Below are 22,439 nucleotides of genomic sequence, written 5' to 3'. Positions count from 1 at the left end.
GGCGCCTCCCCATTCATTCCCGCAGAGCCACTCCAGCCGCTTGCAGCCTTGAGGCTGCCGCGGGGTCGAGCACTCCACTCGCACCCGTGCGCGACGCGACAGTGCCCTTCGCGGCCATGGAAGTCAATTTTCCAGTTGCGGCATTCAGCCAATTAATATAGCAAATTGAAAAAACAGGACCAGGGAGGAAAGGTGCTGCACTTGGGCGCATTAGGCGAAGCCGATGCCGTGGTGAAGAGCGACGCGGCTGTCCCGGTTGCCCTGGTTCAGGCGACAAAGGCCTTCGGCGGCACGATTGCCCTAAAGGACGCGTCCTTTGAATTGCGCTCAGGCGAGGTGCTGGCTCTACTTGGCGAAAACGGCGCCGGCAAAAGCACCTGCGTAAAGCTGCTGGCCGGCGTGTATCTCCCGACCGGCGGCCATGTCGAAGTCGACGGCAAGCCTGTGGTCTTCCATTCGCCGCACGACGCCCAGGCTGCCGGCATCTCGGTCATGCACCAGCATCCCGGTCTTTTCCCGGATCTTTCGGTGGCGGAGAACATCTATCTCGGCCATATGCCGCGCGACCGCTTCGGCGGCATCGACAACGCCGCCATGCTTGCCGGCGCGCGCAGGGTGCTGGCGACAGTCGGCCTCGACGTGCCGGCCGAGACCCGGCTCGGAACGTTGCGCACCTCCGAACAGCAACTGGTCGAGATCGCCCGCGCCCTGTCGCTCGACGCGCGGGTGCTGATCATGGACGAGCCGACGGCCGCCCTGTCGCAGCGCGAGGTCGAGCGGCTGTTCACCGTCGTCGCCGACCTGCGGCTGCACGGCGTGGCGATGATGTTCGTCGGCCACCGCATGGACGAGATTTTCCGCATCGCCGACCGCATCGCGGTGCTGCGCGACGGGCGTCTCATTGGTGTCAAGCCGAAGGCCGAGCTTGGCCGCGCCGCCGCCATCGGCATGATGGTTGGCCGCGAGGTCACCGACCTCTATCCGCAGCGAAACCACGCCACCGGCGCACTGGTGCTGGAGGCGAGGGGGCTTTCACACGCCGGCGGCTTTTCCAATATCGACCTCAAGCTCCATGCCGGAGAGGTGCTCGGGCTCGGCGGCCTCGTCGGCAGCGGGCGGACCGAGATCGCGCGCGTGCTGTTCGGCATCGACCGGCCCGATGCCGGCGAAATCCTGATCGACGGCGAAGCTGTGCGCTTCGCGTCGGCACGCGACGCCATGGATGCGCGTATCGCCTATGTCTCGGAAGACCGCATGGGCCAGAGCCTGGTGATGGATTTTTCCATCCTCGACAACGCCGTGCTGCCCGTCCTCGACAAGGCAGCCCGCTCCGGCTTCTACGGCACGAACCGCGCGATCGATCTGGTTTCGGACTGGCTGAAGCGCATGAAGCTCCGCTTTTCCGGCTACGCGCAGCCGGTGAAGGAACTGTCCGGCGGCAACCAGCAGAAGGTGGTGTTGGCCAAGTGGCTGCGCACCGAACCGCGCGTCCTCATCCTCGACGAGCCGACGCAAGGCATCGACGTCGGCACCAAGGCGGAAGTGCATGCAATGATCGCCGACCTTGCCGCGCAAGGCATGGCGATCATCCTGATCTCCTCCGAAATGCCCGAGCTCATCGGCATGTGCGACCGCATCATCGTCCTGCGCGAAGGCCATCGGACGGCCGAATTCACCAGGGGCGAAGCCACTCAGGAAAAGGTGCTGGAAGCAGCGACCAAGGCCGGCGAAGGCGCCGATGCGGCGGCACAGGCCGCCGGCCAGGAGACAAGAAAAGGACCGCTCGACATACTGAAGCGGCGGGAGTTCGGCCTGCTCGCCGCGATGCTGGCGGTCGCCATCCCGGTAACCATCATCAACCCGCGCATGGTGAGCGCTGCAAACCTGACCGCCGTGTCGATGGATGCCGCCCTGCTCGTCGTTGCAGCACTCGCGCAGATGCTGGTGCTGATCACCCGCAACATCGACCTTTCGATCGCAGCGGTGATCGGCCTGTCGGCTTACATGGCGGCCAGCATGGTCCAGGCCTATCCGGGGCTCGACATCGGCATCGGCCTGATAACCGCATGCGCCGTCGGTGGCGTCGCCGGCCTGATCAACGGCCTCGTCGTCACCAGGGGAAAGATCCCGGCGATCGTCGTCACGCTGGCCTCGATGTCGATCTTCCGTGGCTTCAACTCGATCTGGGCAGCCGGCGACCAGATCAGCGCCGACGAAGTCACGCAAGCCTGGCTCGACATGACCGGCCTGAAGATCGCCGGCGTGCCGCTGATCGTCGTCATTGCGGTCGTCATCCTCTGCTTGGGCTACGTGCTGCTCTATCGCACCGCCATCGGGCGCGAATTGTTCGCCGCCGGCTCCAATCCCGACGGCGCGCGTCTCATCGGCATCCCCGTCGACCGGCGCATCCTGCTGGCCTTTGGCATGGCCGGCCTGCTCGGCGGCCTGTGCGGCGCGCTGTGGGCATCGCGCTATGCGACCATCGACGCCCGCGTCGCGCTCGGTTTCGAACTCACGGTGATCGCGTCGGCGGTGGTCGGTGGCGTCGCCATCCGCGGTGGTTCGGGCACGCTGCTCGGTATCATCCTCGGAGCCCTCACGCTGCTCGTCATCAAGAACGGGCTGACGCTGGTGCGCGTCGATCCGCTGTGGCTGCAGGGCGTCTACGGTCTGGTTATCCTGGTCGCCATCGGCATCGACACCTTCATCGTGCGGCGCGCCGAGCAGGCAAGACAGGCGAGGGCGCGGTGAAAAAGTTCCTCCGTTCGATCGACTTCTGGGATCTGCTGTTGGCGACCTCTTGCCTGGCCATCTTCCTCTATGCCGCGATCTTCGTGCCGAATTTCGTTTCCGGCTTCAATCTCTCGCAGCTCGCCGCCAGCGCCTCGGAAAAGGCATTGCTGATCCTGCCGATGACGCTGCTCATCATTACCCGCGAGATCGACCTGTCGATCGCCTCGCTGCTGGCGCTGACCTCCGTCGTCTTTGGCTTGCTGGTCCAGGCCGGTGTGCCGACGCTTGCCGCAATCCCGCTGACGCTCGCCATCGGCGGCCTGCTCGGTGCTTTCAACGGCTATCTGGTCTCGGGCCTTGGACTGCAGTCGTTGGTTGTGACGCTCGGCACCATGGCGCTCTATAGAGGCATTGGCTACATCCTGCTCGGCACCGGCTCGGTCAACATCCTGCCGCCCGCGGTCGTCGATTTCGGCATCAACAACCTGCCTGGCACCGAGATACCGTGGACCATCGTCCCCTTCATGGTGCTGGCGCCGGTTTTTGCGGTCGTGCTGCAGAAGACGCCGACCGGCAAGCGCATCTACGCGCTCGGCGGCAGCCCTGAAGTGGCGCGCTATTCCGGCATAAACACGCGCCGGATGGTGCTGAACCTGTTCGTCGTCTCGGGCGTCGTCGCGGCGATAGCCGGCATCGTCTATACCGCGCGCCTTTCCAACGCCCGCGCCAACAATGCGCTCGGCATGGAGCTCGACGTCATCACCATCGTGCTGCTTGGCGGCGTCAGCGTCTTTGGCGGCAAGGGCCGCCTGACCGGCGTCATGCTGGCACTGGTCCTGATCGCCATCATCCGCAACGTGCTGGCGCTGAACCAGATCGGTGGCGACGCGCAGGGCATGATTATCGGCCTGCTTCTGATCGGCTCGCTGCTGGTCGGCAATTACTGGCGCTCCACACAGGAGATGCTCAGCAGATCCCGCGCAATGCGCGAGACAAAGGGGTGATCTCGGGCCCCTTCCTTCAAGCCCGAATTTTGACGGAGGAGTCACAATGAAAGCGTTTAGATTAGCCCTGCTCGCATCCGCGGTTCTGCTTGCGCCAACGTCGCTGGCCTTCAGCCAGGAGTGCGCCAAGGAACCCGTAACGGTCGGTTTCCTGCCCAAGCTCGACACAGACCCCTACTTCAAAGTGGCCTTCGGAGGCGCACAAGAGGCAGCCAAGGAAATTGGCGGCACCGCTACCCAGGTCGCCCCATCGCAGGCGACCGCCGAGGCGCAGATCGAATTCATCAACAGCCTCGTGTCGCAGAAGGTCGGGGTCATCGCAATTGCCGGCAACGACGCCAATGCCGTTGCGCCTGCGCTGAAGCGCGCCGTTCAGCAGGGCGTCAGGGTGATTTCGTATGACTCCGATGTGGCCGCCGATGCCCGCGCGGCATTTGTCAATCAGGTGAAGGGCGACAGTCTGGCAGAAATGATGCTCGAAAGTGCATTCGCCCTCAGCGGCGGTGAAGGCGAATTCGCGATCCTGTCGTCGACGCCGACGGCAACCAACCAGAACGCCTGGATCGACTTCATGAAGGCGAAGATGGCGGCCGAGCCGAAGTTCTCCAAGATGAAGCTGGTGCAGGTCGCCTATGGCGAAGAAAGCGAACAAATCAACCAGCAACAGGCGTTGGCGCTGGTCCAGGCGTTTCCGGATCTCAAGGTGATCATCGTCCCGGCTGGCATCGGCCTTCCGGCGGCCGCGCGAGCACTCGAGGAGGCGGGCATGATCGGCAAGGTCAAGCTGACCGGCCTCGCGCCGGCCACTCTGATCTCGAAATACATCAAGGACGGGGCGGCTCAGGATATCTGGTGGAACGTCACCGATCTTGGCTACCTTACCTATCAGACGGCCCAGGCGCTTGCGCAGTGCAAGATCACCGGCAAGGAGGGTGAGAAGTTCACGGCAGGCAGGCTCGGCGAATACACGATTGGCGCCGGCGGCGAACTGATCCTTGGTCCGGCCAAGATCGTGACCCCCGAAAATCTGGCCGAGTTCAAGTTCTGATCCTATAGAGCTTGAATTCTAGGGGCGCCGGTCCATCCGGCGCCCTTCCTAAAACCTCTCGAATGAAAACAGTGCGGACGGCAATGAAGATATTGCTTGCAGGCGAAACCTTTGCGGCGACGACCTCGGTCGCCATCGGTAGTGATGTGCTTACAAGTGCGGCCTCGACAAATGGTGCAACGGCCTTCAATGCCGCGCTGGCCACTGAAGGCATCGCCGTCACGCAGATCGGCGGCGAGCGTTGCAGCGCGGAGTTTCCCTATGACCTCGATGGGCTCGCCCAATATCAGGCGGTGGTGATCTCCGATGTCGGCGCCCTGACATTGCTGGTGACGCCGGATGCCCGCGCCGGGCGTGTCGGCGTCAACCGCCTCGATCTGCTCAAAGCCTATGTCGAAGCTGGCGGCGGTCTGATGCTGGCCGGCGGCTATATGGGCTTTCAGGGCATGTTCGGGACAGCGCGTTTCCACGACACCCCGGTCGAGGACGTTCTGCCGGTCCGTTGCCTGCCCTACTGCGACGGCATGGAGGTGCCGCAAGGACTGCAGGCCTCCATCCTGCAGTCGTCACATCCGATTTTTTCCGGGGTGGAGGGGCCGTTGCCGCCGATTCTCGGCATGAACAAGCTGGAATTCAGGCGCGACAGTTCGTCCCGGCTTCTGGCGACCTGCCACCATCGCGGCACCGACTGGCCGCTCCTTGCCGTCGGCAGCCATGGCCGCGGCCGCACGATTGCCTGGGCAACCGATATCGGCCCGCATTGGCTCTCGCAGGATTTCCTCGGATGGCCGTTCTACGGAAGACTGATGGCGAACATGGTCCGTTGGCTCGCCGGCAATGAATGAGAAAGCTGGACACCAGGTTTGATCGGTGCAGTCCGCCTGCCGCTGCCTCCGCTGCCTCGCGAGGCGCCGGTGACCAGCACCACCTTACCGGCCAGGTCGAATATCGGCGTGAATTCATTTGTGATGCGATTCCACCTTGTTCTTCAAATCGGACCGGCTGCCGTGTCGAACCGAATAGGCTCGCGTGAATTCGGCGCCCAGCAGAAATATCTCCGCCGAATAATAGACCCATAACAGCACGACGAGCAGGGCGCCGGCCGCGCCGTATGATGATGAGATGGCGCTGGTTCCGATATACCAGCCAATCAGCGACTTGCCGATGGTGAACAGAAACCCGGTGACCACCGCGCCGATGCCGACATCGCGCCATTGCAGGCTGCGGTCGGGCAGCACCTTGTAGATCGCGGCAAACAGCAGCGTGATCAGGGCAAACGACACGATCCCGTTGATGGCGCTCAGGATGATGGTGCCGAACGGCAGATAGGCGTTGATGATGTCTCCGAGCGCCGAAATCACGGCGCTCACAACCAGCGACACCAAGAGCAGAAAGCCGAGGGCGGCGACCAGGCCCAGGCTTGCAATGCGTGCCCGGACCAGCCGTGAAATCGTTGCCCCGCTCGGTTTGACTTTCCAGATTTCGTTCAGCGCCAGCTGCATCTCGCCGAACACGCCGGATGCGGCAACGAACAGCGTGACCAGCCCCAGAATGCTGGCAACGGTTCCCGCTTCCTTCTGCGAAGCGTTTTCGATCGTCGCCTGCAGCAGCTCGGCACTTTGCGGCCCCATCAGGCCGGCGATCTGTGCCGAAAGCGCGAGTTGCGCCGCCTCGTGCCCGAAGGCCATGCCGGCGATAGCGACAATGATGAGCAGGATCGGCGCGAGCGAGGTCGTGGCATAAAACGCTATCGCCGCCCCATGGCTCAGCGCATTGTCATCAATGAAGCCGAGGACGCTCTGCTTGAGAAGCCTCCAGCCCTCTGCTGCCAAAATCCACATGTGGGCCTCGCATGCCTGTCAACAAACAAGTAGCGGCGGCGCAGCGCTGGGCGAGGGGCGAGAGGCCGGCGGGACAGGAGGGGGCGTGGAGCAGCATGACATTCCTGCCTCCCGTCCCCACGACAAGAACACCTCTTGCCCGAACACTTGCCACGCGCCGGCCATCATGATGCCATGCCGTTGCGGAAGATGGCGCGCTGGGTTTGGGGTGGGCGACGATGCTGTTTCCAGGGGCAACGGGGCGCATAAGCGTGGCGTTTGCCGCGCTGCTTGCACTTTTGTGCGCGCTGGTTCCTGCGCGGGCTGAAGAGCCGAAGGCGCTGAAAGGCGTCGCGCTCGTCATCGGGCAGTCCGACTATGAGCACGTCGGCAAGCTGCCCAATCCGGAAAACGACGCCCGCGCCATCGAGGAGATGTTCGACAGGCTCGGCTTCGAAACCGATGTCGCGACCAATCGCGACGCGCGCAAATTGCGGCGTGACCTCGAAGGCTTCGTCGACGATGCCGAGGGTGCCGACGTCGCCATTATCTACTATTCCGGCCACGGCATCGAAGCCGGCGGCGAGAATTTCCTGGTGCCGGTCGATGCCGACATTACAGCGCTCGACGATGCCGGCGAGAATCTGGTGCCGCTGTCGTCGATCGTGGCCGAGCTGAAGGCCAAGGTGCCGGTCACCATCGTGCTGCTCGATGCCTGCCGCAACGATCCGTTTCCACCGGGCACGCTTTTGAAACTCGAGCCGGGTGAAGCGGGCAAGCCGATCGGCGCCGGCGGCCTCGGCGAAACGCGCAGCGTCGTGGCGCTGAACGGCAGCGCGCCGGCCAAGGGTTCGGCCGATGACAGCCTGGGCCAGGTCATCGGTTTTGCCGCCGAGCCCGGCAAGGTGGCCCTCGACGGTCCCGCCGATGGCAACAGCCCCTATGCGGCAGCCATTTTGCGTCACATCGACACGATGGGCGGCGAGGAATTCGGCACCGTGCTGCGCATGATCGGCGAGGAGGTCTATCTCAAGACCGGCGGCCGGCAGCGGCCGTGGGTCAATGAGAGCCTGCGCCGGCTGCTCTATTTCGGTACGCCCGCCGAGGTGCCGAAAGGCGAGGAGGGCGAGATACTCAGCGAGCGCCGCCGGCTGCTGGTGACGATCTCGACGTTGCCCGACCCGCAACGCCGCCAGATCGAGACGATCGCCTGCGATGGCGGCGTACCGATGGACGCGCTCTACGCCATGCTGAAGACGCTGGGCACCGAGACACCCAGGGATGCGGCCGAACTCGACAAATTGCTGCGTGGCCAGACCGAGCGGCTGAAACAGGTGCTGGCCGAGCAGGCGACACTGAAGAGCCAGGATCCGGAAATCGTGCGGCTTTCAAGACTGGCCGAGCAGGCGGTGCAGGAAGGCGCACTCGAAACAGCGCAGAAAATCCATGAACAGGCCAAGGCCCGCGTTGGCGAACTGTCAAAGACCGTCGACCAGGCCGAAGCCGACCTCAAGGCGCGTCGTTTCGAGTTTGCCGAAGTCTTCGGCGACAGCGCCAAGACCTACGAAATTTCCTTCAGCTATCAGGCGGCAGCTCAGGACTATGCCAAGGCGTATGAGCAGGTCGAGAAATGGGACGACCATGAAGCCTGGTTCTACAAGGCAGCCGAGGCCCAGGCGCTCTCCGCGCACGGTTCTTTCTCTGGCGACAACGCCTTTCTGGCGCAGGCGGTCGCTGCCTATGAAAACGCGCTGACCTATGTGTCGCGCGAAAACAGTCCGCGGCAATGGGCGGCCACGCAAAACAATCTCGCCACCACACTGTCGACGCTGGGCGAACGCGAGGCCGGTCGCGAAAACCTCGACAGGGCGGCTGCCGCCTTCGACCAGGCGCTGAGCGTCTACACACGCGACGCCGATCCGGACGACTGGGCCTCGACGCTTGGCAATCTCGGCACCGTCTATTGGCGGCTCGGCCAGCGCGAGAATGGTACCGCACTGCTCGACAAGGCCGTCGCCTCCTTTCGCGCGGCGCTCGCGGTGCAAGGGGCCAAAAAAATGCCGCTCGAATGGGCGGCGACTGAGAATAATCTCGGCATCGTGCTATCCGAGATCGGCGAGCGCCAGGCCACGACCGACAGTTTCCGCGCTTCGATCGAAGCGCATCGCGCCGCGCTGACCGAATACCGCAGGGAGCGCGTCCCGCTCGACTGGGCGTTGAGCCAGGTCAATCTCGGCGCGGCCTTGTTTCGCCTTGGCGAGCGTGAAAAAGACGTGCCGACGCTTGAGCAGGCGGTGGCCGCCTATCAGGCTGCCACCGAGGAAATGACGCGCGAGCGCGCCCCGGCGCAATGGGCGACGGTCCAGAATAATTTGAGCTCGGCGCTGGAATCGATCGGCCAGATCAATGGCGACATCGCCACGCTGCAACGCGCTCGGGAGGCGGCAGAGGCGGCACTGACGGTCTGGACGCGCGAGCGTGCGCCGGCGAGCTGGGCGAACGGCCAGTTGACGCTTGGCAATGCCTTGCAGCGCCTGGGCGCCAGGCAGGACGGCAACGACGCGCTGCTCAAGGCGATCACTGCCTATGAGGCCGCACTTTCTGCATATCCGCGCGAAAAGCTGCCGCTCGACTGGGCCTCGCTGAAGCAGAATCTGGGCTCGGTCTATGCGACGCTTGGCGATCGGGACACCGGCATCGACTATCTCCGGAAGTCGGCGTCCGCCTATCGCGAGGCCTCGCAGATCTATACCGCCTCCGCTGCTCCAATCGAGTTTGCTTCAATCGAGCACAGTCTCGGCAATACGCTATCGACCTGGGGCGACCGTGCTCGCGACAAAACGGTCCTTGAAGAAGCGGTCGCCGCCTATGGTGCAGCGCTCACCGTGCGAAGCAAGGAGAGCGCCCCGAAGGACTGGGCGAAGACGCAGTACCGGCTGGGCGCAGCACTTTCCATGCTCGGCAAGGCCAATGGCGGTCGGGGCGAAGCGCTCCAGCGCTCGGCGGTGGCCTATCGTGCGGCGCTCGAGGTGCAGAGCCGCGACGGCGATCCTGACGCCTGGGCGGCAGCGCAATGGGGCCTGGGCCACGTACTCCTGGTGCTGGGCGACCGGACGCATGACGGCGAAGCGTTCCGCCAGTCGGCGACGGCGCTGCAAGCGGCGCTACCTTTCTACGACATCGCCACGGTGCCGGAAGATTACGCCCAGCTGCAGAACGAACTCGGCAGCGCCTATTACTACCTTGCCGACAGCGCCAATGACCCATCGCTCTACCAGAAGGCGGCAGCCGCGCATGAGAAGGCACTGGCCGTCTATGCCACGTTGCCCGACCGCTTGCTCTGGGCTTCGGCCGAAGGCGACCTCGGCAATGCCCGCATGATGCAGGCAAACGCCAGCTCCGACCCGGACGCCATGGCCAAATCGGTCCACGCCTATGAGGCGGCACTGACGGTGATGAGCCGCGACAGGGATGCCGACGAATGGCTGCGCAACCAGGCCAATCTGGCCAGTGCGCTGTCTACGCTGGGCTACTGGCGCGACGACGTCGCCCTGCTGAAGCGCTCGGCCGGCATCTATCGCTTGATCCAGAGCGTGCGCACGCGCGACCGCGCCCCCGAACCCTGGGCCAGCACGCAGGCAAGCCTGGCCAATGTGCTTGGCATGATCGGCGCGAAAGAGCCTTCGCCGGCTCTGTTCGCCGAGGCGGTCGCCGTCAACCGGGCGCTGGCAGATCAGGTCGGCCGCGACCGCGATCCCGACCGCTGGGCGAGCCTGCAAAACGAGATCGGCTATCAGCTGACGCTCGCCGGCCGTGCCGAAAACAACGTCGCCAAATTCGAGGAGGCGGTGCCGATCCTGCGCGAGGCCATCGTCGTGCAGAAGAAGATCGGTTCGGTGCTGGGCGTCGCCTTCACCGAGGACAGCCTGTGCGACGTGCTTACCGATCTGGGTGCTGCCCGCAAGCAGAAGGCAATGGCCGAGGAAGCAATCGCCGCCTGCCAGCACGCACTTGTCGTCTTCAGGGATCGAAAAATGGACGACCTTGCCGCCGGCTCCGCCAAGAACCTCGCCGAGGCACAAGCCTTGCTGGCCGAATTGCAATAGCGCACAGGAAAAGGCGGCCGCGGCCGGTTTCGATTGGCAATGGGTTGCCGTTCCCTGCTATTCCCGCTTCAAATCAAAAAGCAGTGGACGTTCCAGTATGACCAATGTCGCATTGACCGGGCTTGCCCGCGATCTTGCCAAGCGTGCCGCGGAAGGCCGCCCGGTGCGCATCGGCGTTATCGGTTCGGGCGAGATGGGCACCGACCTGGTGACGCAAGGCATGCTGATGCCGGGCATTTCGGTTTGCGCGATCTCGACCCGCCGGCCGCATACGGCGCGTGACGCCATCCGCATCGCCTATGGCGACGAGGCGATGGCAGCCGAAGCGGACAGCGCTTCGAAGGTCAGCCAGGCGATCGAAAGTGGCAAGATCGCCATCACCTCGAACGAAATGCTGGTCACCAATCCGCTTATCGATGTCGTCATCGACGCCACCGGCAAGCCCGGCGTCGCCGCCGATTTCGACCTGATGGCGATGCAGCACGGCAAGCATCTGGTGATGATGAATGTCGAGGCCGACGTCACCATCGGCTGCTATCTGAAGCAGCAGGCGGACCGGCTCGGCGTCGTCTATTCGGTCGGCGCCGGCGACGAGCCGTCGAGCTGCATGGAGCTGATCGAGTTCGCCTCGGCGCTCGGCTACACCATCGTCTCCGCCGGCAAAGGCAAGAACAACCCGCTCAACCACGACGCCGTTCCCGACGACTACCGCGCGGAAGCGCTGCGCCGCAACATGAACCCGCGCATGCTGGTCGAGTTCGTCGACGGCTCGAAAACCATGGTCGAGATGTGCGCCATTGCCAACGCCACCGGGCTGGTGCCCGACGTTCCCGGCATGCACGGGCCCAAGGCCGATCGCGACGAGCTGGTCAAGGTGCTGATCCCGCGCGAGCAGGGCGGCATCCTGTCGAAGAAGGGCGTCGTGGACTACACCGTCGGCAAGGGCGTGGCGCCCGGTGTCTTCGTCATCGTCGAGGCGACGCATCCGCGCATCATCGAGCGCATGAACGATCTGCATATCGGCCACGGCCCCTATTACAGCTTCTTCAGGCCCTACCATCTGACCTCGCTTGAAGTGCCGCTGACCGCCGCCCGTATCGCGCTTTACGGCAAGCCCGACATGGTGCCGCTGCCGCGGCCGGTGGCCGAGGTCTGCGCCGTGGCCAAGCGGGATTTGGCGGCAGGCGAGGTTTTCGACGCGATCGGCGAGACCTGCTACCGCTCCTGGACCATGACCGTCGAAGAGGCCCGCGCCCACCACGCCGTGCCGGTCGGTCTGCTCGAAGGCGGCAAGGTGCTGAAACCGGTGAGGAAAGGCGAATTGCTCACCGCCGACAATGCCGCGCCCGACCCGACGACCAGGCTGTTCGCCTTGCGCCGGCTGCAGGACGAGATGCTGTATGGGGCGGGGTAGGTGGGGTGCAGAAACTTTGACGTCGGCGGGACAGCGCCCCTCTCTGTCCTGCCGGACATCTCCCCCACATGGGGGGAGATCGGACGTCATGCCGGCTTTCGCCAATCTCCAACATCGCAGTTCGTGAGCGAAGCGCCCAACCTGCCAATCTCCCCCCTCGTGGGGGAGATGTCCGGCAGGACAGAGGGGAGCGCGAAGGATCGCTGCTTAGCGGCTTTTCTCCAGGTGGCCATTGCCACTGAAACGCATGATCGGCCTTCCGCCGACGGCTTCCAGCCCCGCCCCCTACTTCCCCAGCTCGATCGAGCGCAGCCGCGCCGCTTCCACCGCTTCGGTGAGCAGTTGCGTCAGCCGGTCCTCGCCCATCAGCACCGCAAGGGCGGCAGCCGTGGTGCCGTTGGGGCTGGTCACCTGCTGTCTGAGCACGCCCGGCTCCTCGCCGCTTTCGGCGGCCAGCGATGCGGCGCCGTAGACCGTCTGCATGGCCAGGAGCTTTGCGACCTTGCCAGGCAGGCCGGCCTTCTCGGCGGCCACCGTCAGCGCTTCGATGAAATGGAAGATATACGCCGGCCCCGATCCGGAGACTGCCGTCACCGCGTCCATCAGGCCTTCGTCGTCGATGTCGGCCACTTGCCCGCTCGCCGAAAGCAGGTCGGCGACAAGGCGTTTGGTGTCCTCGGAAACCAGGCTGTTGGAAAACACCACCATCATGCCCTTGCCGATCGCCGCCGGCGTGTTGGGCATGCAGCGCACGATCGGTGCGCGGTCGCCGAGAATGCCTTCGAACGTGGCGACCGGCGTCCCGGCGGCGATGCTGAGGAAAGTGGTTCGGCCATCGTTGAAGCGGATGTAGCCGGCGGTCACGTCGCGGATCACCTGTGGCTTGACCGCAAGGACGATGAGGGCGGGCACGGCGTCCGCCGGGATGGCACCGGCATCCGCGGCAGCAGAGCAGCCCAGCGCTTCGGCACGCTTACGCAACTCGGCATTCGGCTCGACCACGAACACCGCAGCCGGAGCGAGCTTGCCGGCTTTCAGCCAGCCCGAGAGCATGGCGTAGCCCATATTGCCGCAACCGGCGAGAACAAGCCTGATCGTCATCGAAAGCCTCCCATAGAGATGGCTTCCCCATAGACGTTCGCGGCAGGGCGGGGAAGCCCTGTTGGGACCGTGATCAGGCGGAAACCCGGACCTTGCGGTTGGGATGCGCATGTAGTCGCGCAGCCGCGCGGCGACCAAATTAACCTTTTATTTCCTATGCCTGTTTAGCATCGCTTAACCAGTGGCGGTCGCTACGTCCCAGCCCGAGGGGAAAGCTCCAGAAACCATGGCTTATAGGAATAATCGTGAACACTGGAGGAACGAGCAGTCCCTGCTGTCGTTCGTCGAGGCAGCGCGCGACGGGGACGAAGCGTCGCTGGTTTCGCTAGAGGACCGTGCAGGCCCGTCATGGCGCGAGGATGCCGCCACACGCCATCGTCTCGCCCGCTCGCGCCGCGAAGCGCGTGCCAGCCCGATCCTGTTGGCAGCCGCCGGTATCAGCCAGCCCGATCCTGATGAGCCAAAGGCCGGCACCATGCTGATGGAAGAGGCTGCAACGGCCGATCGGTTTTTCGATCCCGCTGGCTCCCTTGGCGGCCCCGATGCCGGTTCCGCCGATCACGCAGCATACCGGGCAGCGCCGCCTCCCGCTCTGCCGGTCGAGGTCGCGCGCACCAAACGTCCTGGTCCGATCGGTGCCGTGTTGTCGGCGCTGAGCCGGCTCATGCCTGGCAGAGCGCCGGAGGAGATGGCGTCCGGTGAGACTTCCGCCTCGACAAATTCCGGCGCAGCCATGCCGCCTGCGTTCCACCCGCAGCCGCTTTATGACGGTCGGGCACCTTATCCGCAGCAACCCACGCCGCCGCATTCGGCCCATACTCAGGCCTGGTCGAAGGCGGCAAATCAGGCTTCGGAAGCCTCCGATCAGCAAACCCAGATCGAGGAAATCCGCGCCAGCCTGCGCGAATTCCGCGAGGTCGTTCGCGAGCTCACCGAAAACCGCACGCGCCGCCGCTATTTCTAAGCGTCGAATAAAACATGCCGGTTTCGAGTTAACGGCATGGGACGGCGCATTGACGGGATTGCCCGGCTCGATTTTCGTGAAAATGCCGCGCTGCATGTCCGCCCGCCTGCGCATGGTTCTGGGCAACGGCCTGCATAAAAGATATCTGGAGCGCGCCGCATGGATGCTTTCACGCGGCAGGCTTACGCGATAGGCGTCGGGGGTGGTTCATGGCTGAGTTGATTGACGGAAAAAGCGTCGCCGAAGACGTGGTGCGGCGGGTCAAGGCCCTGACCGCTGAACTGGCGGAAAAGGGCGGACGGCAGCCCGGTCTCGCCGTGGTCATCGTCGGCGAGGATCCGGCAAGCCAGGTCTATGTCGCCTCCAAATCCCGCACCGCCAAGGAATGCGGCTTCCATTCGGTTCAGCACACGCTGCCGGCCGAAACCTCCGAGCCGGATCTGTTGAAGATCATCGGCCAGCTCAATGCCGATCCGGCCATCAACGGCATCCTGGTGCAGCTTCCGCTTCCCGGCCATATCGATGCCGGCAAGATCATCCAGACCATCGCGCCGGAGAAGGATGTCGACGGCTTCCACTTCATCAATGTCGGCAAGCTCGGCACCGGCGAACTCGAGACAGCCTTCGTGCCTTGCACGCCGGCCGGCTCGATGCTGCTGATCGAACGCGTGCGCGGCAAGGACCTGTCCGGTCTCAATGCGGTCGTCGTCGGGCGTTCGAACATCGTCGGCAAACCGATGGCCAATCTTCTGCTTGCCGCCAACTGCACCGTCACCATCGCACACAGCCGCACCAGGGACCTGCCGGCGCTTGCCCGCACCGCCGATATTCTGGTCGCAGCCGTCGGCCGGCCTGAAATGGTCCGCGGCGACTGGGTCAAGCCTGGCGCCACCGTCATCGACGTCGGCATCAACCGCATCGCCGCACCTGAAAAGGGCGAAGGCAAGACCCGCCTTGTCGGCGATGTCGCCTTTGCCGAAGCAGCAAAGGCGGCCGGCGCCATCACGCCGGTGCCTGGCGGCGTCGGGCCGATGACCATTGCCATGCTGATGGCCAACACGCTAGCTTCCGCCTACCTCGCAGCCGGGTTGAAACGGCCTTCCTTCTGACCAGAGAGCAGCGTCCTTGCCGAACCTCACTGTTCCCTTAGAGCGGCCGGTCACCAATGATCCCGTTCAGGGCGGCCGGCAGTTCGGATTTCTGCTGGTCGATAAGTTCTCCATGTTCTCGCTGGCCGCGGCAATCGACACGTTCCGGTCGGCGAACCGGCTGCTCGGCCGCGATTTCTATGGCTGGACGACGGTGTCGGCCGACGGCGATGCCGTCATGGCGTCCAACGGCCTGCCGCTCAAGATCGACTACGCCGTTGCCGATCTGCCGCCGGTCGACATCCTGTTCGTCTCGGTCGGGCTGACGACGGAATTTCCCGGCAAGAGCAAGGTGCTGGCAGCGCTGCGCAGCTGGGGCCGGCGCGGCAATGCGCTCGGCGCGCTTTCGGTCGGCTCCTATCTGCTTGCCGAGGCAGGCCAGCTCGATGGCTATCGCTGCACCATCCATTGGGAAAACCGCGCCGGTTTTCTCGAGCGTTTCCCGGAGATCAACTGCACCGGCAATGTCTTCGAGATCGACCGCAAGCGCTACACCTGCGCCGGCGGCACCACCTCGATCGACCTGATGCTGGAGATCGTGCGCGGCGATTTTGGCTCGAGCCTCGCCAATGGCGTCGCCAACCAGTTCCAGCATGAGCGCATCCGCTCGGCCGGTGACCGCCAGCGCGTCGGCCCGGAGCGCGACCTGACCGGCAAGTCGGAAAAGCTGCGGCGCATCGTCGAGCTGATGGCCGACCATCTCGACGAGCCGCTGTCGGCGGTACAGCTTGCCAAGTCGGCGGGCCTGTCGGTGCGCCAGGTCGAGCGCCTGTTCCTGCGCCATCTCAGCGTGACGCCCGGGCGCTATTACATGCGGCTCAGGCTTGAGCGGGCGCGCGAATTGCTGCGCCAGACCAACATGCCGATCCTCGACGTGGCGATCGCCACCGGCTTCACCTCGCATTCCTATTTTGCCCAGAGCTACCGGCTGCAATTCGGTCGGCCGCCTTCCGAGGAACGCCGCACGACCTATTGAGGGCTTTGCACAGAGGCGGCGCAGCTTCGTGCTCCGCCCGGGCTTGTGTCGCAACGCAGCGTCAAATAGCTTTCCGGCGCCGAGCGGCGGCGACTGATGGGGGAGATATTCAATGGCCGGATTCGTGCGGAGCGCCGCTGCGGCGGCCCTGCTGCTGTGGATGACGGGGTTCGGCTTCGCCGCCGATCGCGTCATCGTCATTCTCGATGCGTCCGGCTCGATGTGGGCGCAGATCGACGGCAAGCCCAAGCTCGAAATCGCCCGTCAATCGCTGCGGAACGTGCTGCAATCGGTCCCGGCCGACGAGGAAATCGGCCTCATGGCCTATGGCCATCGCGAGACGGCCAGTTGCGACGACATCGAACTCATCGTGCCGCCACAGGCCGGCTCGGCAAGTGCGATCTCAGCCGCGGCCGACAGCCTGAAATTTCAGGGCAAGACGCCGCTGACCGCCGCGGTCAGGCAAGCGGCGGAGGCGTTGAAATACACCGAGGACAAGGCGACAGTCGTTCTCATCACCGATGGCATCGAGACATGCAACGGCGACCCCTGTGCGCTGGGCAAGGAACTGGAGGCTGCCGGCGTCGGCTTCACCGTCAATGTCGTCGGCTTTGGGCTGACGGCTGCCGAAGGCAAGCAGATCGCTTGCCTCGCCGACAACACCGGCGGCAAATATATCGAAGCATCGGATAAAAAGGCATTGCACGACGCCTTGGTCGAGACCGTCGCGCCTCCGCCACCCGTCACTGAACCGGCTCCCGCCCCGCAGCCTGCTCCCCAGCCGGCGCCTGCCCAGCCGGCGGAGTCCAATTTCGTGCCCACCGTCGTGCTTGCCGAGGGTGGCGATCCCGTCACCGACGGCAATGCCTGGGAGATCTACAAGGCGAGTTCCGACGGCGCGCGCGGCGATCCCGTCACCACCGAATATGGCGCCTACAAAGGCAATCTGGAGCCGGGCGACTATATCGTCGTCGCGCGCGCCGGCGAGGCCAGGGCCGAACAGAAGATCAAGTTAGAGCCTGGCCAGATCGCCAAGCCGCACTTCAACCTGAATGCCGGCACGCTGGTCATCCACCCCCGGCCAAGCGAAGGGGCGGACGTTGATGATGGCGCGGCTGTCGTAATCGGCTATCCCGGCGTCGACACCCCGCCGACCTATTACGGTGACACGAAAGTCGTGCTGCCGGCGGGTGACCAGAAGGTAACGGTCACGATCGGCCAGGGGATGGTTACCGAGACGATCCCGCTTGCCGCCGGCAGGGTCATCGACAAGGACATCATCGTCGGCGTCGGGCGTATCGTCGCCAACGCCTATTATGCTGCCGGTGGCGACAAGGCCGAGGGTTCGGGCGTCGGCTTCAAGGTGCTTCAGGCGAAAAAGAACGTCGACGGAACCAGGCAGGAGGTGACTTATGCCTACGGTCCGGACAGCAAGTTCGATCTGCCGCCCGACGATTATGTAATGGTCGCGACGGTCGACCTTGCGTTGGCCGAGCAGCCGTTCAGTGTCAAAATTGGCGACCATCAGGATCTGAAGATCGCGATGAACGCCGGCATGCTGACGATAACCGCGCCAGGAGCCTCGAAGATCGAGATATTCGAGGCCAGGAAGGCCATCGACGGAACCCGCAAGTCGGTCGGCTACGCCTATGACCAGAAGTATGAAGCCACCCTGTCGGCCGGCGACTACGCGGTGGTTTCGGAGAAATCGGACAACAGCTCGAAAGAAGGCACGGTAACTGTCAGGGCCGGCGCGCGAGCCGAACTGACCGTTCAATAGATCCAGAGCAATTCCAGGAAAAGTGTGGAACGGTTTTCCGTCCGGAATTGCGCAGAAACAAAGAGGGAGAGCGGCCATCGGCCGCTCTTCCTCCTGGCCGAAAAGTCACGCCGTACCGAAGGCGCTGGCGCCATGGTCGGCGCGGCCTACCAACTGCCGGAACCCGGCGAAAAGCTCGCGGCCGAAGCCGAATTCATTGCCTATGAGGTCGCTGTCCGCGGGGCGGCGCAGTGCGAAATCGCCGGCAGGCACCAGTACTTCGAGCGTTCCGGCCTCCGCATCGAGCCTGATGATGTCGCCGTCATGGATCCTGGCGATCGGCCCGTCCTCCGCCGCTTCCGGCGTCACGTGGATCGCCGCCGGCACCTTGCCTGAAGCGCCCGACATGCGCCCGTCGGTGACCAGCGCCACATGCTGGCCGCGGTCCTGCAGGATGCCGAGCACGGTGGTCAGCCTGTGCAATTCCGGCATGCCATTGGCCTTCGGTCCCTGGAACCGAATGACGGCGATGAAGTCGCCGGTCAGCGACCCCGCCTTGAACGCCTCGTTCAGCCCTTGCTGGCTGTCGAACACCTTGGCCGGCGCCTCGATGATGCGCCGCTCCGGCTTGACCGCGGATGTCTTGATGACGGCGTGGCCGAGATTGCCTGAAAGCACTTTCAGCCCGCCGCTCGGCTGGAACGCCTTCTTGAACGGCGCCAGCACCTTCTCGTCGCCGCTCTGGCGCGGCGAGGCCTCGCGCACGACACCGCCGTCGGCGCCGAGCCTGGCCTCGACCGCGTAGGGGCGCAGCCCTTCGCCCCACACCGTCTGCACATCCTCGTGCAGGATGCCTGCGTCGAGCAGTTCGCGGATAAGGAAGCCGAGCCCGCCGGCGGCGTGGAAGTGGTTCACATCGGCAAGGCCGTTCGGATAGACCCGCGCCAGCAGCGGCACCGCTTCCGAGATGTCGGAAATATCCTGCCAGGTAATGGCGATGCCGGCCGCCGCTGCCATGGCGATCAGGTGGATGGTGTGGTTGGTCGAACCGCCGGTGGCGTGCAGGCCGGCGATGCCGTTGACGATCGAGCGCTCGTCGATCATCCGCCCGACCGGCGTGTAGGCGTTGCCGAGCGCGGTGATCGCCAGCGCCCGCTTCGTCGCTTCCCTGGTCAGCGCGTCGCGCAGCGGCGTGCCGGGATTGACAAAGGAAGCGCCAGGCGTGTGCAGGCCCATGATCTCCATCAGCATCTGGTTGGAATTGGCGGTGCCGTAGAAAGTGCAGGTTCCCGGCCCGTGATAGGATTTTGATTCGGCTTCGAGCAGTTCGGCCCGCCCCACCTTGCCCTCGGCATAGAGCTGGCGGATCTTGGCTTTTTCGTCGTTCGGAATGCCGGTCGTCATCGGCCCGGCCGGGATGAAGACCGCCGGCAGATGGCCGAAGGTCAGCGCCGCGATCACCAACCCCGGCACGATCTTGTCGCAGACGCCGAGATAGACGGCGGCATCGAACATGTTGTGCGACAGTCCGATTGCCGCGGCCATGGCGATCACGTCGCGCGAGAACAGCGACAGCTCCATTCCGGGCTGGCCCTGGGTGACGCCGTCGCACATCGCCGGCACGCCGCCGGCCACCTGGGCGATGCCACCGGCCTCACGCGCCGCGTCCTTGATCAGCGCCGGAAACGTCTCGAAAGGCTGATGTGCCGACAGCATGTCGTTATAGGAGGTGATAATGCCGAGGTTCGGCACCCGGTCGCCGCCAAGCGCTACCTTTTCGGAGGGACTGCAGACGGCAAAGCCATGGGCCAGGTTGCCGCAGGACAGCACGGCTCGGTTGGCGGTGCGGTTCGAGGCTTCGGCGATGCGGCCGAGATAGGCCTCGCGACCGGGCTTGGAGCGCTCACGGATGCGCTGGGTGATGGCTTCGATGTCGCGTCTTGCGGTCATGGCGGTCGGTCCTTTCAGGCGAGGTCCCGCAAACACCTTCCGGCTGTTGCCGGGACCTGCAGCCAAGTTGAGATCAGGGTGCCCAGAAAACCTCTACGGGCTTTTGAGTGGCATCGAGCACGGCGCGAATGGGCTTTCGTGTTCCAGCTCCAAGCGCGGCCTCGAATGCGGAGCGTTTTTCCGCGCCCTCGATGTGCAGCGCGATGAAGCCGGCATTGATGATCCGCGCCAGTGACAGCGTCAGCCGTGGCTCGCCCGCGCTTGCCGCGTGAACCGGAAGCACGATCCTTTGCGACGACGGGTCGAGCAATCTTGCCAGGTTATCGGCATCCGGAAAGAACGAGGCGGTGTGGCCATCAGTTCCCATGCCGAGCACAACGACGTCGAGTGGCCAGGGCAGCGCTTGCAGCGCCTTACTGTCGGAGACCGCTGCGCCCTCGATACTTGCCGCGTCATGATAGAGCCGCACGAATTTCGCGGCGACGGCGGCGTTCTGCAGCAGGTTGGCGGCAACCAGGCCGGCATTGGAGCGCGGCGATGAGGGCGGCACGAAGCGCTCGTCGACCAATGTTATCGTCACCTTTTCCCAGGCGACAGGAACGGTCGAAAGCGCCGCGAAGAATTTCGCCGGCGTCGTGCCGCCCGAGACCGCAAGCAGTGCCGTGCCGCGCTCGGTAATCGCCTTTGACAGGCGGCCGGCGACGTGGCCGGCAAGCGCTGTCGCCAATTCCTGGCGTCCGGCAAATTCGTGCCAGTTGTAGGCGCCGCCTAATTGCTCTCGTGCCATGTCCGCCCGTCGCGTTCGATCAGCGCAATCGAGGCCGAGGGGCCCCATGTGCCGGCGGTGTAGCCTTGCGCCTCTTGCCTGCCGCTTTCCCAGGCGTCCTGGATCGGGTCGATCCATTTCCACGCCGCCTCGACCTCGTCACGGCGCATGAACAGCGTCTGGTTGCCACGGATGACGTCCATGATCAGCCGCTCATAGGCATCGGGGGCGCGGCCGTCGAAGGATTGCGCAAAACTCATGTCGAGCGGAATCTGGCGCAGCCGCATGCCGCCCGGCCCTGGATCCTTGATCATGATGAACTGCTTGACGCCTTCGTCTGGCTGCAGCCTGATGACCAGCTGGTTGGCGGAAATCGGCCCGGCGCTCTCGCCGAAGATCGAATGCGGGATCGGCTTGAATTCGATGACAATCTCCGAAACGCGCGTCGCCAGCCGCTTGCCGGTTCGGAGGTAGAACGGCACGCCCGCCCAGCGCCAGTTGCCGATCTCGGCCTTGAGAGCAACAAAAGTCTCGGTGTTGCTGTTCTTGCCGAGTTCCTCGACATAGCCTTTCACCGGCCCGCCGGCCGAGGCGCCGGCGCGGTATTGCCCGCGCACCGTGTGCTTCGGCGCTTCGTTGCCGTTGATGCGCTTCAGCGCCCGCAGCACCTTCAGCTTTTCGTCACGGACGGCATCGGCATCCATCGACGACGGCGCCTCCATGGCGACGAGGCAAAGCAGCTGCAGCATGTGGTTCTGCACCATGTCGCGCAATGCGCCGGCCTTGTCGTAATAGGTGACGCGGTCTTCCAGGCCGACTGTCTCGGCCACGGTGATCTGCACATGATCGACATTGGCGGAGTTCCACAGCGGCTCGTAGAGCGCATTGGCAAAGCGCAGTGCCATCAAATTCTGCACCGTCTCCTTGCCGAGATAGTGGTCGATGCGGAAAATCTGGCTTTCATGGAAGTCGTCGCCGACCAGGTCGTTGAGCGCGCGCGCCGAAACGAGATCGCGGCCGATCGGCTTTTCCAGCACAATGCGCGAATTCGGCGTAATCAGCCCGTGCTCCTTCAGCTTGTGCGAGATGTCGCCGAACAGCGCCGGCGCCACCGCCAGATAGAAAGCGCGGATGTGTTCGCTGTCGCCGATCGCCTTCTTCAGCCTGTCGAAGCCGGCACCAGTTGTTGCATCTGCCGGGACATAGGAGAGCCGTGCGAGGAATGTCTTCAGTTCCGTGGCGTCGATATCTTCCGGCTTCACATGATCGGCAATCGCCTGCCTGGCGAAAGACTGGAACTCCTCGTCTGTCATCTTCGAACGTGATGTGCCGATGATGCGCGTCGGCTCGGAAAACTGGTGGTCGCGCTGGCGGTGGTACAGCGATGGCAGAAGCTTGCGTTCCGACAGATCGCCGGTGCCGCCGAAAATGATGAAGTCGAAAGGGTCGACGGGGATGATCTGGCTGGTCATGGTCTGTCCGCTCTGACGCCGGTCGCGATAACGCGGCTGATATAATCTAATCGATTTAAACTTGCCAGTGCCATTGCGTCACATCCGCGTGTGCTCTTGACACCAGCGATGGCCGGAGGCTTGTCGGCAAGCGATGCTTCCGGGAGCGTTCGCAGGTGCAGCATAGAGCGGGATCAAG

At 64.3% G+C, this 22,439-nt stretch carries 15 protein-coding genes; 10 read left to right on the top strand and 5 right to left on the bottom strand.

Going from position 1 to position 22,439, the window contains the following annotated elements:
• Positions 1-192: 192 nt before the first annotated feature.
• From NKI19_RS09785 to NKI19_RS09770, 4 genes are all read left to right on the top strand, one after another.
• Positions 193-2,751, top strand: a complete 2,559-nt coding sequence (locus tag NKI19_RS09785; RefSeq protein WP_352488287.1) for an ATP-binding cassette domain-containing protein — start codon at positions 193-195, stop codon at positions 2,749-2,751.
• Positions 2,748-3,737 carry an ABC transporter permease gene (locus NKI19_RS09780; protein WP_352488289.1) on the top strand — a complete coding sequence of 330 codons (990 nt, stop codon included), beginning with the start codon at positions 2,748-2,750 and terminating at the stop codon, positions 3,735-3,737. The genes NKI19_RS09785 and NKI19_RS09780 overlap by 4 nt, the downstream gene beginning before the upstream one ends.
• Before the next feature lie 46 nt (positions 3,738-3,783).
• Positions 3,784-4,785: a rhamnose ABC transporter substrate-binding protein gene (locus NKI19_RS09775; protein ID WP_352488291.1), complete on the top strand. Its 1,002-nt coding sequence runs from the start codon at positions 3,784-3,786 to the stop codon at positions 4,783-4,785.
• An 83-nt stretch (positions 4,786-4,868) separates the two neighbouring features.
• A complete protein-coding gene (locus tag NKI19_RS09770; RefSeq protein ID WP_352488293.1) occupies positions 4,869-5,630 on the top strand; it encodes a glutamine amidotransferase in 762 nt (253 codons plus the stop codon).
• 114 nt (positions 5,631-5,744) lie between these two features.
• On the opposite strand, the gene NKI19_RS09765 is transcribed toward NKI19_RS09770, so the two are convergent.
• Positions 5,745-6,626 carry a YihY/virulence factor BrkB family protein gene (locus NKI19_RS09765; RefSeq protein ID WP_352488295.1) on the bottom strand — a complete coding sequence of 294 codons (882 nt, stop codon included), beginning with the start codon at positions 6,624-6,626 and terminating at the stop codon, positions 5,745-5,747.
• 251 nt (positions 6,627-6,877) lie between these two features.
• Here NKI19_RS09765 and NKI19_RS09760 point away from each other — a divergent pair, with 251 nt between their 5' ends.
• Positions 6,878-10,711: a caspase family protein gene (locus tag NKI19_RS09760; RefSeq protein ID WP_352566415.1), complete on the top strand. Its 3,834-nt coding sequence runs from the start codon at positions 6,878-6,880 to the stop codon at positions 10,709-10,711.
• 97 nt (positions 10,712-10,808) lie between these two features.
• A complete protein-coding gene (locus NKI19_RS09755; RefSeq protein WP_352488298.1) occupies positions 10,809-12,125 on the top strand; it encodes an NAD(P)H-dependent oxidoreductase in 1,317 nt (438 codons plus the stop codon).
• A 285-nt stretch (positions 12,126-12,410) separates the two neighbouring features.
• Here NKI19_RS09755 and proC read toward each other — a convergent pair whose 3' ends face one another.
• The gene (proC, locus tag NKI19_RS09750; protein WP_352488299.1) at positions 12,411-13,226 is read right to left on the bottom strand and encodes a pyrroline-5-carboxylate reductase; all 816 of its coding nucleotides are present in this window, start codon (positions 13,224-13,226) and stop codon (positions 12,411-12,413) included.
• A gap of 226 nt (positions 13,227-13,452) precedes the next feature.
• Here proC and NKI19_RS09745 point away from each other — a divergent pair, with 226 nt between their 5' ends.
• The 4 genes from NKI19_RS09745 (at position 13,453) to NKI19_RS09730 (ending at position 18,094) form a co-directional block, all read left to right on the top strand.
• Entirely contained in the window at positions 13,453-14,190 is a 738-nt protein-coding gene (locus NKI19_RS09745) for a hypothetical protein (protein WP_352566413.1), read from the top strand.
• Between the two features lie 209 nt (positions 14,191-14,399).
• On the top strand, positions 14,400-15,299 hold the full coding sequence (gene folD, locus NKI19_RS09740; protein WP_352488302.1) for a bifunctional methylenetetrahydrofolate dehydrogenase/methenyltetrahydrofolate cyclohydrolase FolD: 900 nt from the start codon (positions 14,400-14,402) through the stop codon (positions 15,297-15,299).
• A 16-nt stretch (positions 15,300-15,315) separates the two neighbouring features.
• A complete protein-coding gene (locus NKI19_RS09735) occupies positions 15,316-16,314 on the top strand; it encodes a GlxA family transcriptional regulator (protein WP_352464953.1) in 999 nt (332 codons plus the stop codon).
• Positions 16,315-16,426: 112 nt separating this feature from the next.
• Complete coding sequence (locus NKI19_RS09730; protein ID WP_352566411.1) at positions 16,427-18,094, top strand: vWA domain-containing protein; 1,668 nt, start codon at positions 16,427-16,429, stop codon at positions 18,092-18,094.
• A gap of 105 nt (positions 18,095-18,199) precedes the next feature.
• Here the strand turns inward: NKI19_RS09730 and edd are convergent, their stop codons facing one another.
• From edd to zwf, 3 genes are all read right to left on the bottom strand, one after another.
• Positions 18,200-20,023, bottom strand: coding sequence for a phosphogluconate dehydratase (edd, locus tag NKI19_RS09725; protein WP_352488304.1), 1,824 nt, complete (start codon positions 20,021-20,023; stop codon positions 18,200-18,202).
• A 73-nt stretch (positions 20,024-20,096) separates the two neighbouring features.
• Entirely contained in the window at positions 20,097-20,810 is a 714-nt protein-coding gene (gene pgl, locus NKI19_RS09720) for a 6-phosphogluconolactonase (RefSeq protein ID WP_352488306.1), read from the bottom strand.
• The gene (zwf, locus tag NKI19_RS09715) at positions 20,792-22,261 is read right to left on the bottom strand and encodes a glucose-6-phosphate dehydrogenase (protein WP_352488307.1); all 1,470 of its coding nucleotides are present in this window, start codon (positions 22,259-22,261) and stop codon (positions 20,792-20,794) included. The genes pgl and zwf overlap by 19 nt, the downstream gene beginning before the upstream one ends.
• Between the last annotated feature and the right edge of the window lie 178 nt (positions 22,262-22,439).

The organism is Mesorhizobium sp. M0751, from assembly GCF_040320265.1.
In the GTDB taxonomy this organism is placed as follows: Bacteria; Pseudomonadota; Alphaproteobacteria; order Rhizobiales; family Rhizobiaceae; genus Mesorhizobium.
The sequence above is the reverse complement of the archived record's forward strand: the minus strand, read 5'-3'. Positions and strand labels throughout refer to the sequence as shown.